Source organism: Galactobacter valiniphilus (assembly GCF_003575975.1).
In the GTDB taxonomy this organism is placed as follows: Bacteria; Actinomycetota; Actinomycetes; order Actinomycetales; family Micrococcaceae; genus Galactobacter; species Galactobacter valiniphilus.
On the sequence record NZ_QQXK01000035.1, the window covers coordinates 1 to 12687 of the forward strand.

11 protein-coding genes and 2 riboswitches are annotated in these 12687 nt (G+C 71.5%); of the genes, 6 read left to right on the forward strand and 5 right to left on the reverse strand.

Annotated features, from left to right (window positions below; genetic code table 11):
* Positions 1–157 precede the first annotated feature (157 nt).
* Together DWB68_RS16330 and DWB68_RS14070 are read right to left on the reverse strand one after the other, a co-directional pair.
* Entirely contained in the window at positions 158–328 is a 171-nt protein-coding gene (locus DWB68_RS16330) for a hypothetical protein (protein WP_158588325.1), read from the reverse strand.
* Between the two features lie 374 nt (positions 329–702).
* Positions 703–2751 carry an acetate--CoA ligase gene (locus tag DWB68_RS14070; protein ID WP_233548848.1) on the reverse strand — a complete coding sequence of 683 codons (2049 nt, stop codon included), beginning with the start codon at positions 2749–2751 and terminating at the stop codon, positions 703–705.
* Between the two features lie 52 nt (positions 2752–2803).
* Positions 2804–2912, reverse strand: a riboswitch (SAM riboswitch).
* A 198-nt stretch (positions 2913–3110) separates the two neighbouring features.
* Positions 3111–3200, forward strand: a riboswitch (SAM riboswitch).
* An 11-nt stretch (positions 3201–3211) separates the two neighbouring features.
* Between DWB68_RS14070 and DWB68_RS14075 the strand changes: the two genes are divergently transcribed.
* The 5 genes from DWB68_RS14075 to DWB68_RS14095 all read left to right on the forward strand — a co-directional run bounded on the left by DWB68_RS14075 (position 3212) and on the right by DWB68_RS14095 (position 9084).
* Positions 3212–4486: an acyl-CoA dehydrogenase family protein gene (locus DWB68_RS14075; protein WP_119425755.1), complete on the forward strand. Its 1275-nt coding sequence runs from the start codon at positions 3212–3214 to the stop codon at positions 4484–4486.
* A gap of 430 nt (positions 4487–4916) precedes the next feature.
* Complete coding sequence (locus tag DWB68_RS14080; RefSeq protein ID WP_119425756.1) at positions 4917–6053, forward strand: ABC transporter substrate-binding protein; 1137 nt, start codon at positions 4917–4919, stop codon at positions 6051–6053.
* 151 nt (positions 6054–6204) lie between these two features.
* On the forward strand, positions 6205–7053 hold the full coding sequence (locus DWB68_RS14085; protein WP_119425757.1) for an ABC transporter permease: 849 nt from the start codon (positions 6205–6207) through the stop codon (positions 7051–7053).
* Positions 7050–7997, forward strand: a complete 948-nt coding sequence (locus DWB68_RS14090) for an ABC transporter permease (RefSeq protein WP_119425779.1) — start codon at positions 7050–7052, stop codon at positions 7995–7997. The genes DWB68_RS14085 and DWB68_RS14090 overlap by 4 nt, the downstream gene beginning before the upstream one ends.
* Complete coding sequence (locus tag DWB68_RS14095) at positions 7987–9084, forward strand: ABC transporter ATP-binding protein (RefSeq protein ID WP_119425758.1); 1098 nt, start codon at positions 7987–7989, stop codon at positions 9082–9084. The genes DWB68_RS14090 and DWB68_RS14095 overlap by 11 nt, the downstream gene beginning before the upstream one ends.
* A gap of 114 nt (positions 9085–9198) precedes the next feature.
* On the opposite strand, the gene DWB68_RS14100 is transcribed toward DWB68_RS14095, so the two are convergent.
* Positions 9199–9765 (reverse strand): hypothetical protein, encoded by a 567-nt coding sequence (locus DWB68_RS14100; RefSeq protein ID WP_119425759.1) that lies wholly within the window; start codon positions 9763–9765, stop codon positions 9199–9201.
* Between the two features lie 215 nt (positions 9766–9980).
* Between DWB68_RS14100 and DWB68_RS14105 the strand changes: the two genes are divergently transcribed.
* Positions 9981–10736: a copper homeostasis protein CutC gene (locus tag DWB68_RS14105; protein WP_119425760.1), complete on the forward strand. Its 756-nt coding sequence runs from the start codon at positions 9981–9983 to the stop codon at positions 10734–10736.
* A 121-nt stretch (positions 10737–10857) separates the two neighbouring features.
* Here DWB68_RS14105 and DWB68_RS14110 read toward each other — a convergent pair whose 3' ends face one another.
* Both DWB68_RS14110 and DWB68_RS14115 read right to left on the reverse strand, forming a co-directional pair.
* A complete protein-coding gene (locus DWB68_RS14110) occupies positions 10858–11691 on the reverse strand; it encodes a trimeric intracellular cation channel family protein (RefSeq protein ID WP_199700468.1) in 834 nt (277 codons plus the stop codon).
* Between the two features lie 78 nt (positions 11692–11769).
* Positions 11770–12531: a MerR family transcriptional regulator gene (locus DWB68_RS14115; RefSeq protein WP_119425761.1), complete on the reverse strand. Its 762-nt coding sequence runs from the start codon at positions 12529–12531 to the stop codon at positions 11770–11772.
* Positions 12532–12687 lie beyond the last annotated feature (156 nt).

The window sequence follows — 12687 nt, forward strand, 5'->3', positions numbered from 1 at the left end:
CAATCACCACCGCGGCCACACATCACTCAAGGGCTCCACCCCCGCCAGCCGCGTACCCAACCTGGCGGGGCAATACAGCTAGGCGAGTCCACAGCGCCGGCACCAGGGCGGGGGAGGCTCGGGGCCTCACTGCCGCTCGGCCGGAGGCGGGCACGGCTCAGGCCCCGGGCCCGCGCAGGGGGAGCGGCGGCCTCCACGTCGCGGGGTTGTCGGCGCCGGGCGCGCCCGTGAGCTGCGGGAAGCGCAGGCGCCAGGCCACCTCGGTGTCGCGCACGGCGGTGGTACACCAAAACGTGCGCGCCCCCGAGGTGCGCTGCGCCAGCGCCACCACGCCCTCCAGGACCGCCGGGGCAAGGGGCAGCGACGCGAGCGCAGCCCCTCGGGCGTGACGATGAGCCGCTGCACGGCCCAGGTCAGAGTGGCGTAGCCGAAGAAGAGGACGCCCGCGGCGCCCACGGGGACCCAGAACCAGCGACCCTCGCCGGGCCGCCCGCGCCAGAGCATCCACACACCCGCCGCCACCAAGAGCGGGCCAAGCAGGAGCATGAGCTCGCGCCGCGCGGCCGGAAAACCGTAGCTGCCGGGCGCGGCGGGGGCGATCGCCCCGTCGGAGCCAACCAGGAGGTACCCGTCCCCCGAGGAGTCTGTCGTCATGCGGGGGAGGCTACCGGTCGCGCCGCGGCAAGCGGGAGGGCGGAGGGCCTAGAGCCGCAGGCCCTCGCGGCACACAGCATCGATGCCGGGGATGCACGGCTCGTTCTGCAGCGAGGTCGTGTCGCCCAAGGTGGTGTCCTCGAAGAGCTGCGTCAGCAGGCGGCGCATGATCTTGCCCGAGCGCGTCTTGGGCACATCGTCCACAAGCACGATGTCGCGCGGCTTGGCGATGGGGCCGATGTGCTTCGTGACGCCGGCCCGCAGGGCCGCCGCGAAGGCGGCGCGCCGCGCCTCCCACTCCTCGCGCGTCTCCGCCGTGCCGCCCTGCCCGGCGGGCAGGGCCGGCGAGCCGGGAGCGCTGCCCGACGGCGCGTCGTCGGGCAGGTGCCCAAAGCTCACCAAGCTGCGATCGAGCGGGACCACGAAGGCCACGGCAGCGTGGCCCGTGGAGGCGTCGAAGGACGGGCAGACGCCCGCCTCGACCACGCCCGGATCGGTGACGAGCGCCGACTCGATCTCGATCGTGGAGAGGCGGTGGCCTGAGATGTTGATCACGTCGTCGGTGCGCCCGAGGATCCAGACGTCGCCGTCCTCGTCGAAGCGCGAGCCGTCGCCGGCCAGGAACCAGCCCTGCTCCTGGTACTTCTCCCAGTAGGAGCTGTAGTAGCGCTCGGGGTTGCCCCACACGGTACGCGCCATGGCCGGGCCCGTGCGGGTGATGACGATGTTGCCCTGGATGTTGGCAGGCACGCGCTCCCCGGCGTCGTCCACGATGTCCACGGCCAGGCCCGGCAGGGCGCGCGTCGCGGAACCGGGCTTGAAGGCCGTGTCGGTCTGACGCGGGGAGAGCACGGTGGCGCCTGTCTCCGACTGCCACCACGTGTCCACCATGGGGATGCCGGCGGCGGTATCGCGGCCCACCTGGGTGCGCAGCCACTGCCAGGCCTCGGGGTTCACGGCCTCGCCCACGGTGCCGGCCAGGCGGATCGAGGAGAGGTCGTACTCCGCCGGGATGCCGGCCGGGAAGTTGCCCATGTGTGAGCGCACCAGGGTGGGCGCCGTGTAGTAGGACGTCACGCCGTAGCGCTGGATGATCTCGAAGTGGCGCCCGGCGTGCGGGGCGTTCGGCACGCCCTCGTAGATCACCTGGGTCACGCCGTTGGAGAGCGGCCCGTAGATCTCGTAGGTGTGGGCCGTGACCCACGCGAGGTCGGCGGTGCACCAGTGCACATCGTTGGCGCGCTGCTCCGGATCCGGGTGGGAGAAGAGGAACTCGTGGCTCCAGCTCGCCTGCGTCAGGTAGCCGCCCGTGGTGTGCACGAGGCCCTTGGGCTTCCCGGTGGTGCCGGAGGTGTACATGATGAACAGCGGCGTCTCGGCGTCGAAGGCCTTGGCCTCGTGGGTGCGCGGCTGCGTGTCGACCACGTCATGCCACCAGACATCGCGGCCCGGCGTCCAGTCGATCTCGCTGCCCGTGCGCTTCAGGACCAGGACGTGCTCGATGGAGTTCTCGCCGGAGACCGCCTGATCGGCGTTGGCCTTGACCGGCACGGCCTTGCCGCGGCGGAATTGCCCGTCCGTGGTGACGAGCAGCTTGGCGCCCGTGTCCTCCACGCGGAACTGCAGGGCCTCGGCGGAGAAGCCGCCGAACACGAGCGAGTGGATCGCGCCGATGCGCGCGCAGGCCAGGGTGATGACGATGGTCTCGACGAGCACGGGCAGGTAGACGACGACGCGATCGCCCTTCCCGACGCCGAGATCCGTGAGCGCATGGGCGGCCTGGGACACGAGCTCCGTGAGCTCGCGGTAGGTGATGGTGCGGGTGTCGCCCGGCTCTCCCTCGAAGTGCAGGGCCACCTTCTCGCCGTTGCCGGCGGCCACGTGGCGGTCGGCGCAGTTCACGGAGGCGTTGAGGGTGCCGCCCTCGAACCACCGGAAGTCGGGGCCGCGGCGGGTCTCGGGGTTCGGCGCGGTGGCGGTGTGGGTCTTGTCCCACTCCCGTTCCCACGTGAGGCGGCGGGCCGCGCCGTCCCAGAAGGCCAGGCGCTCCTCCTCGGTCCACAGGCGCTGGGCGGTCTCGTCCTCGTCGCGGGACACGGCGAGGTTGATCGGCTGATTCCGGGCGGGTGCAAAGGCGCTCACGCGTATTCCTCCATCGGTCCTGGCATGAGCACCGGCCGTCCCCGCGCGGCGTGCGCGGGGCAAGGTGGTTGCTGCGGCGTCGCGGAGCCAGGTCTCTCAGCCGCTCTGGATGGGTACCTTTCAATTGAGCCCCGCGGGCACTGGTGGCACCAAATTGTGTTGCGCGCCGTGCCGTGCGTGCGTCATGACGGTGAGCCGCCAACGTTGCGCCCGCGGGGCCGACGCGACGTCTTGCTCCGTCATGTGGGCGTCCTCGGATTGCGAGATGCGACGTGGAGGCCCCACGATGATGGGGTGGACCTCAGCGGTCCGCAGCTCCATCCAGAGCGGCCGAGAGACCTGGCTCGTTGACGCCGCAGCAACCATCGCTCTTGCGAGGGTGCTTCCGCCGGGACCGATGGAATCGAGGCCATGCATGTCGTCGTCCGCGCGCCCCTCTCTCGAGGCGTCCTACGAGTCACTTTCCCTGCGCTATGCGTCGCTGTTCGCTCAGGTGGGGGCTGGGGCGTTGCAGCGCGAGTCCGAGCGCGAGCTCCCGCACGAGGCCGTCGCCTGGCTCGACCAGGCCGGCTTTGGCGCGTTGCGCGTGCCGCGCTGGGCCGGCGGCGTGGGCGCGAGCGTCGAGACCACGGCCCGGCTTGTGGTTGATCTCGCCGAGGCGGACTCCAATGTGGCGCACCTGTATCGCTCCCACTTCGGCTTCGTGGAGGGCCTGCACTTCCAGCCCGAGGCCGTCCGCGAGCACTGGTACGCGCGGGTCCTGGCGGGGGAGACGGTCGGCAACGCCTCCACCGAGCGCACCGGGAACGCTCTCGGCGAGCTCAACACGCGGCTGAGCCCCGATGGTGATTCCTGGCTCCTCGACGGCTCCAAGTACTACGCGACGGGCTCGATCTTCAGCGACCACACGCGCGTGACGGTGTCGGTGGAGGGCGTGGATCCCACGATCATCCAGGTCTTTGGCGTGGTGCCGACGGCCGCTCAGGGCGTGGTCCTCGAGGACGATTGGGACGGCTTCGGCCAGACCCTCACGGGCACGGGCACCGCCACGTTCGACGCCGTGCACGTGGGCGCCGACGCCGTGCTCTCGCGCCAGGCCGGCGGCTCCGAGGCGGTGCACGAGGAGGCCTTCTTCCAGCTCTACCTGCTTGCCGTGCTGGCCGGCATCGCGCGGGCCGCGCGCCGCGACGCCGTGGCCACCATCGCCGGGCGCACCCGCACCTTCAACACCGGCACGGGCCTGCCCTTCCGCGAGGACCCGCTGATCCAGCAGGTCGTGGGCCGGATCTCCTCCAAGGCGTTCGCGGCGGAGGCCACCGTGCTGCAGGCCGCCCGCGCCTTGGACGAGGGGCTCGACGCCGCGACGGCCGCCGGCGCGGACGCCGAGGGCTACGCGGGCCCGGTCCCGTACGAGCTCTCGCTCGCGGAGATCGCCGTGGAGCAGGCGCAGGTGATCGTCCCCGATCTGGCGCTCGGGGCCGCGCAGCAGCTCTTCGAGACGGTCGGCGCCTCCGGCACCTCCATCTCCAAGGGCCTGGACCGGCACTGGCGCAACGCGCAGACGGTGGCCACCCACAACCCCGTGGCGTTCCGCGCGCGCTCGATCGGCGACTTTCACCTCAACGGCACCCTGCCGGAGGGGCAGCACGCCGTGGGGGAAGCCCCGTACTCGCTCGCGCAAGGGGCCTGACGCCGGTCCTTAGGTGATACCTCAAGGGGTTGTTCGGCGCTCGGCACCATCCTCCCGGGTCCTCGGCCGGATGGTGATTCGGTGCGCGCAAGATCACGGATGAACAAAGATTCTTCCGCGCGGCGGGCGTCCGCCGAGGGGTGGCAACGGAATCAATGGTTGTCCGGGCAGTCCATATTCCGCGACGTGGCGCGGACTTTGCCGCCGGGGGAGACAGGGAAGCGGACTCGGGGCGCGACCGGCGGCAGGAATGGCGGGTCGGCACCCCGCAGAAAGTCGTTCACCTTCCATTCACTTATCCGGGGTCGGAACGTAGTTTGGCGGCACTAGACCTCTTCCTGGACGCACTCGGTACCGCGGCACCGCCGCAGCCTCCGCGTGTCAGCCCTCCCGGGCCGTCCTCGAAAACCTCGGAAGGACCGCACCCACCGTGAAACGTCATCACCTGCTCGCCACCGCCGCCGTTGTTGCTCTGGCCGGAACGCTGACCGCTTGTGGCGGTGGGTCCGGCTCGGGGGACAGCTCCTCCTCCGGCGGCTCCGCCGTCGACGCCAAGACCGCCACCTCCGCCGAGGCGTTTGGCTCGCTCGACAAGCTCATCGAGGCCGCCAAGGCCGAGAAGGAACTCAACGTCGTGGCCCTGCCGGACGATTGGGCCAACTACGGCGCCATCAAGAAGGGCTTCGAGGACAAGTACGGGATCACCGTGAACTCGGACATCCCCGACGCCTCCTCGGCCGACGAGATCAAGGCGGCCAAAGACCAGGCCGGCACCGACACCGCGCCTGACGTCTTCGACCTCGGCGCCGCCGTGGCCCTCGCCAACACCGACATGTTCGCCCCGTACAAGGTGAGCACCTGGGCCGACATCCCGGACGGCAACAAGGAGTCGACGGGCCTCTGGGTCAACGACTACACGGGCATCATGTCCATCGGCTACGACTCCGACAAGGTCCCGGAGCCCAAGGCCCTCAACGACCTGCTGGGCGCCGACTACAAGGGCAAGGTGGCCATCAACGGCGACCCGACCCAGGCCGGTGCAGCCTTCGCCGCGGTGGGCAACATCTCCGTGGCCAACGGCGGCGGCGTCGACAACTTCGGCCCCGGCATCGACTTCATGCAGAAGCTCAAGGACGCCGGGAACTTCATGACGGTGGACCCGACCCCGGGCACCATCGCCTCGGGCGAAACCCCGGTGGTCTTCGACTGGTCCTACAACAATGTCGCCGCCGCGAAGGACAAGCCGTCCTTCAAGACCACGGTGCTCCCGGGCAAGGCGTACGTCTCCTTCTACAACCAGGCCATCAACAAGGAGGCCCCGCACCCGGCGGCCGCCCGCCTGTGGCAGGAGTACCTCTTCTCCGATGAGGGCCAGAAGCTCTTTCTTCAGGGCAACGCCGTGCCGGTGCGCGCCGACGCCCTGAAGAAGTCCGGCGCCGTCACCGAGGCCGAGCTCAACGCTGTCACCTTCGGCACCACCTCGGCCGACTGGGTTTCCCCGACCTCGGAGCAGACCGACAAGGCCAACACCCTCCTCAAGGAGCGTTGGTCCGCTCTGACCAAGTGAGTCGGGCGCGGGTGGGCCTGTCCCGGCCCGCCCGCCCGATCGGCCGCCTCTCGCGGCCGGAGAACGCGCTTGGCTCGTCCCGTCTGTGCGGGGCGGGCCAAGCCGCGTTGGAGATCTGCTTCCCCCGAACTTCCCTTCGAAGGTGACCGAAATGAAACGTCTGACAGCGGCGCTGGGCCTGGTGCCCTTCGCCGCGTACGTGCTGTTGTTCCTGCTGGTTCCCACGCTGCTCGCGATCCTGAGCGGCTTCCAAGACAGCAAGGGGCGCTTCACGCTCGCCAACTTCGCTGCCTTCAAGGACACGGCGATCTGGGACGCCTTCTGGGCCTCGACCTGGCTGAGCCTGGTCACGGCCGTGGCGGGTGCCGTCATCGGCGCCCTGGCCTGCTGGGCGCTCACGGGCGTCAATCCGGACGGCTGGGTGCGGCGCTGCATGGACTCTGCGGCCTCCGTGCTGGCGCAGTTTGGCGGCGTCATGCTGGCCTTCGCCTTCATCGTGACCATCGGCATGAACGCCTTCATCACGGTCTTCCTCAAGGACAAGCTCGGGATCGACCTCTACTCCGGCGGGAACTGGCTCTACACGGTGCCCGGCCTGATCCTGCCGTACCTCTACTTCCAGATCCCGCTCATGATCATCACCTTCCTCCCTGCCATGGAGGGCCTCAAGCCGCAGTGGGCCGAGGCCTCGGCGACGCTGGGCGGCACCCGCGCCAGCTACTGGACCAAGGTCGGCTTCCCCGTCCTGGCCCCCTCCTTCCTCGGTGCGTTGTTGCTGCTCTTCGCTAACGCCTTCAGCTCCTACGCCACGGCCGCCGCGCTCATCTCGCAGGGTGCCCAGATCGTGCCGCTGCAGATTCGCGCGGCGCTGGTCGGCGAGACCGGTGCGTCAAGCGCCAACACCGCCGGCGTCCTGGCCCTCGGCATGGTCGTGGTCATGACCGTGGTGATGGTCATCTACTCCGTCCTCATGAAGCGGGCAGCGAGGTGGCAGCGATGAGCGCGCGGCTTTCGGTGGAGACCGCGCCGCGCCCCTGGCTGCGCCGGCTCATCCTGACCGTCGTCGCGGTGCTCCTCGTGGTGCCGCTTCTGGCCATGCTCGAGTTCTCCCTGCGGCAGACCGGCGGCGGCTACGGCCTGGAGCACTGGGCGGGGCTCTTCGACGCCGAGAACGAGCGCAAGTACCGCGCCATGTTCCGCGGCCTGACGAACTCGCTCGTCCTGGCCCTGCTGGTCCTGGCCCTCGTGCTCGTGGTGCTCTTCCCCACGATCGTCCTGGTGCACCTGCGCTTCCCGCGCCTGCAGCGCGTCCTCGACCTGCTGACGATCCTGCCGATCGCCATCCCGGCCATCGTCATGGTGGTGGGCTTCGCGCCCATCTACCGCTGGATTGGGCAGAACCTCTCCACGGAGACGTGGACGCTCTTCCTGGCCTACGGCATCCTCGTGCTGCCCTTCACGTACCGTGCCATCGTCACCGACCTGGCCGGCGTCGACGCGCGCACGCTCTCCGAGGCCGCCCGCTCGCTCGGCTCGAACTGGCTCACGGTGCTCGTGAGGGTCATCGCCCCCAATGTGCGCCGCGGCCTGCTTAACGCCTCGCTCCTGACCATCGCGATTGTGCTCGGCGAGTACACGGTCTCCGCCCTGCTCTCGCGTCGCACCTTCCAGGTGGCGCTGCTGCAGCTGAACCAGTCCGATCCCTTCGGCGCCGTCATCATGTCCTTCCTGTCCCTCGTGGTGATCTTCGCGCTGCTCGTCCTCGTCGGCTGGCTCACCGCGCGCCCCCGCAGGGGCGAGCGCCGCGCGGCCCGCGCCGCGTCGCCCGTCGCAGCCTCCGCAGCCGCGGCCACTCCGCTGGCCGGCGCCGCCGCCCCGTCGGCCCCGGCCGCCGCCACCCAGACCACCACCGCCTCCCCGAAGGAGGGCCCCGATGCCCGTTGAGTCGCCCACCCAGCCCAGCCCCGCGACGTCGGGCACCGGCGGCGTGTCCGTCAGCCTGCAGGAGGTCGTGAAGACCTACGGCTCCAACACGGTACTCAAGGGCGTCACGCTCGAACTCGCCCCCGGCGAGCTCGTCTGCCTGCTCGGCCCCTCCGGCTGCGGCAAGACCACCGCGCTGCGGTGCTTGGCGGGCCTCGAGGAGGTTTCCGGCGGCGCCGTCCTGATCGGCGGCGAGGACGTCTCCTCCGTGCCCGTGAACAAGCGCGACATCGGCATGGTGTTCCAGGCCTACTCGCTCTTCCCGCACCTCACGGTGGCCAAGAACGTGGCGTTTGGCTTGGAGCGGCGCAAGGTGGCCAAGACCGAGCGCGGCACGCGCGTGGCCGAGGCGCTGGCCGTGGTGGGGCTGGAGGGCTTCGAGGAGCGCTACCCGCACGAGCTCTCCGGAGGCCAGCAGCAGCGCGTGGCCCTCGCCCGCGCCCTCGTCACCCGCCCCAAGGCCCTGCTCCTGGACGAGCCGCTCTCCGCCCTGGACGCCAAGGTCCGCGTGCGCCTGCGCGAGCAGATTCGCGCGATCGTCACCGAGCTCGGCATTACCACGGTGTTCGTGACGCACGACCAGGAGGAGGCCCTGGCCATCTCCGATCGGGTGGCGGTCATGAACGGCGGGCGCATCGAGCAGCTCGGCACGCCCGAGGAGCTCTACCGCTCCCCTGCCACCCCGTTCGTGGCCGACTTCGTTGGCCTCTCCAACCGCATGCCCGGCGTGGTTCACGAGGAGGGCGTGCTGGTGCACGGCGTCATGCTCCCCGTGGGCTCCACCGATGATGCGGTGCCGGGCGAGGAGGTCCTCGCCTTTGTGCGCCCGGAGAACGTGCGGCTCGGCCGGTCCGACGACGCGCGGCCGGGTCTCGCGGGTTCCGTGGTCTCCTCAGGCTTCCTGGGTTCGCTGCGCCGCACCGTGGTGCGCCTCGACTCCGACGGCCTGGAGCTCGCCGTGCAGCACGCCGCCGAGGATGTCTTCGAGGCGGGCGAGCCGGTGCGCGTCACGCTCGCGCCCGAGCCGACCGCGCTGCAGAAGGTCTAGCGGGTGGCTGCCCGCGATGCGGCGCGCTGGGCCCCGGCCCGGCGCGTCGTCGTCGTTTGGTGCCGTCGTCCCGCGCAATGGCCTGCCAGGGGAAGCCGCTGGGCCCGCCGCCCGTCAGCTCAGCTGCCAGGCCCGGGCCTCCGCGGGGCTCAGGGTGGGGCCCAGCTCGCCCGGCAGGGGGAGGCGTTCGGTGTGGATGATGGTGAGCTGGCGGCCGGTTTGCGCGAAGACACGAGCCGCCAGCCCGAGCACCACGTCGGGGCCCCAGGCTGGCGCGATGAAGGCGCTCAGCACGCCCTGGGCGCGGTCCGTGAGGACGAGCCCGTGGCGCGTCTCGCCCCGCACGAGCAGGCCCACCACGGAACCGGGCGTCGTCGCCGTCTTCTGGTCCTCGGCCACGAAGACGAAGCACTGGCCCAGCTCGGTCCACGGGATCCGCCCGGCGGGCCGGGCCTGCTCGGCCTTCGTGACGCGCGGGAGCGTGAGCCCGCCAGCGTCCACCCGCAGGGTCGCCCGGCGGATCCCGGCCCACAGCGCCAGGGAGATCCATCCGAAGAACGCCGTCATGAGCGCCAACAGGATCACGCCCACGAGCTGCTGCGGCTTGCTGAGGTCGTAGGTCAACGCCAGGACCAGGACGAGGGCCATGCCCGCAGTGAGGGCGAGGGCGATGGTCGACATCCGCTTGGCTCGAGCGCTCGGTCCGTACACGCCATCGGGGAGGGACGGCACGATGGGAGGGACGCCGGCTGGCGGCTGCGGTGCGGCTGACATGTCATGAGGGTAGCGGCACGGGCGTTCGCCGCGGCGACGCGGCAGACTGGGGGCATGACTTCCCCCGCCCCGCCCCCGCCTCCCGTCCCGACGACCGCCGTTCAGCCGCAGGGGGAGTCGGCGTGCAACTGGAGATCGCCGTGCAGGACGTCGCCGGGGCGCTGGCCGCCGTGCGCGCCGGAGCCGATCGCCTCGAGCTCTGCGTGGCGCTGGGGTCCACGGGCGGGTTGACCCCGTCGATCGGCCTGGTGCGCCGCGTGCTGGCGGCGCTGGCCGCCGAGGAGGCCTCGACGGGCCGCAGCGCCGGGGTGTGCGTCCTGGTGCGCCCGGCCGAGGGCGGCTTCGTCTACAACGGGGACGCCGTGGACGTCATGGTGGACGACGTCGCCGCCTTGGCAGCGCTGGGTGCCGAGGGCGGCCGGAGCGTGCAGGGCGTGATGGTCGGCGCGCTCACGCCAGGGGGCGGGGTGGACGTTGCGGCCATGCGCCGCGTGGTCGAGACAGCGGGCGGGCTCGAGGTGGTCTTCCACCGGGCGATCGACGTGCTGTCCTCGCCCGAGGCGCTGCTCGAGGACGTCGCGGCGCTGGGTTGCGTGCGCGTCCTGACGAGCGGCGGCGCCGCGGCGGCGGGCGACGGCATCGAGGTGCTGGCCCGGCTCGTCACGGCCGCCGCCGGACGCGTGCAGATCATGGCGGGAGGCGGCGTCAGCATCGACGCGATCCCCGCGCTCCTCGCGGCCGGGGTGGACTCAGTGCACCTTTCGGCCAAGGGCCTGCGCGCCTCGGACCCCACGGGGCCCGGCGGCGGCGCCCCGCAGGTCATGTTTACGGACGCTTCGGTGGTGGCCGCGGCCCGCGCCGCGGTGGACGCGGCCTAAAGCGCCCGACGGCGGGGTGCCGGGGCCGCGCCCGACGTGACGCGGCCTAAAGCGCCCGACGGCGGGGTGCCGGGGCCGGCTGAGCGGGTGCGCGCGGGGTGCCCCTCGCTGTGGCGGGCGCCTAGCGCCGCTCGCGCTGACCGCCCCGGGCGCGCAACAGGCGCGCCGGGGTGAGGCGCGGACGTCCGGGCCGCGCGCCGTCGTTTCCTTGCTCCCCGCCCGCCGAGGCGAGGCTCGCGCCGGTGCCGGGCACGGCGCCGTCGGGCGTTGGATCCTGCCCGCCCCGGCGGCGCTTGATGAGCGCCGGGAGGCGCGGCGGACGCCACTCCTCGAGCCACTGGGCGGGGCCGGGCAGCTTCCAGCCGAAGCGGCGCGCGAGCACCGTGAGCGCCGCGGCGGTGAGGATCGAGGCGGCCATGCCGACGCTCGACAGGCCCAGCTCCCAGAAGATGACCATCTCGATGGAGGCGATGAGCGCGCCCGTCGCGTACAGCGTGTTGCCGCCGAACACGGCAGGGATGCGACCCACGAGCAGATCGCGGATCATGCCGCCCGCCACCGCAGTGATGAGGCCGATGAACACCGCGGGCAGCCAGCCCAGGCCCGCCGAGAGCGCCTTCGCCGTGCCGGTCGCGGCCCAGCAACCCAGCGAGAGCGCGTCGGCGACAGTGAGCACGCGGCGGGTCCAGCGCCCGCGCATGGGCACGAAGTACGCGATCGCCGCGCCGGCCAGCGCGAAGGGCAGGTAGAGGGAGTTCGTGAGGGCCACGGGCTGGCCCACGTTGAGGAGGGTGTCGCGCAGCAGGCCCCCGCCGAGCGCCGTGATGATGGACAGGAAGATGAAGCCCACGGCGTCCAGTTTGAGCGAGCGGGCCACTGCCCCGCCGAGGATCCCGTTGGCCAGGACGCCCGTGAGGTCGACGGCGTCGAAGGCGAGCTGCGGGTCGTGGAACACTCACTTGTCCTTTGGCGAAGCGGTGAAGCGGGAGGGAGGTGAACCGCCCCCGCGAGGGCGGTTCACCGTATCACCGGCTCAGTCCCGCAGGCCGAAGTGTGCGCGCAGGGTGGCGCGCACGAAGCCCGCCCCCGTCTCTCCGCCGTAGTTGGCGGCAAAGCGGGGATCGGCCACGTACATGTCGGCCAGTCCAAGCACGTAGGCGCGCAGGGCCTCCTCGCCGCCGCCGGCCGCGGGCGTGCCCGGGATGGCCCGCAACCAATCGAGGTGGCGCGTGGCCAGGGCCTGCACCTCCTCGCCGCGCGGGTCCCAGCCCGCCGCGGCGGCGTCCGTCCACGCCTGGCCCAGCGCCGCGGCGTCGTGCTGGAAACCGTCCCTCTTCTCCTGGCTCATCGATTCCCACCACTCGTTGGAGCGCTTGGCGCTCTCCTTGCCCCAGCGCTGCTCAACCTCCTGCTCGTACTCGCGGTGGTCGTAGCCCTTGAACATTTCACTCATCTCCGGATCCCTTCCGTTCTCCCTCGCCGCGATGCTGTGGCGCACCGCGGCGAGGCGTGTCTCCAGGCGTTCCCGTTCCCGCACCAGCTGGTCCGCGTGCTCGCGCAGCGCCTCCATCTCGTCGCCGCCGGCCGCCAGCGCCCGACCGATCGCGGGCAGGCCGAGGCCGAGGCTGCGCAGCACCAGGATGCGCTGGAGGCGCAGCAAGGCGGCGGAGTCGTAGCGGCGCTCGCCGCCCGCGGCGGTCGAGGAGGGAAGGAGGAGGCCGACGCTTTCGTAGTGACGCAGGGTGCGGCTCGTGACGCCGCTGCTGCGCACGACGTCGCGCATTGCGTGTTCCATGCGGCCTCCTTCGGTGACGGGTGTGGTGCGGCCCGGCGTGCTGTGTCGCCAGGGTCGGCGCCGTGGTGGCCGACCCCAGCGACGCTACGGGTTGACGTTACGTCAAGCGCAAGCCCAGGTGCCCCCTCCGGGGGAGGGAACAACGACAGAACTCAT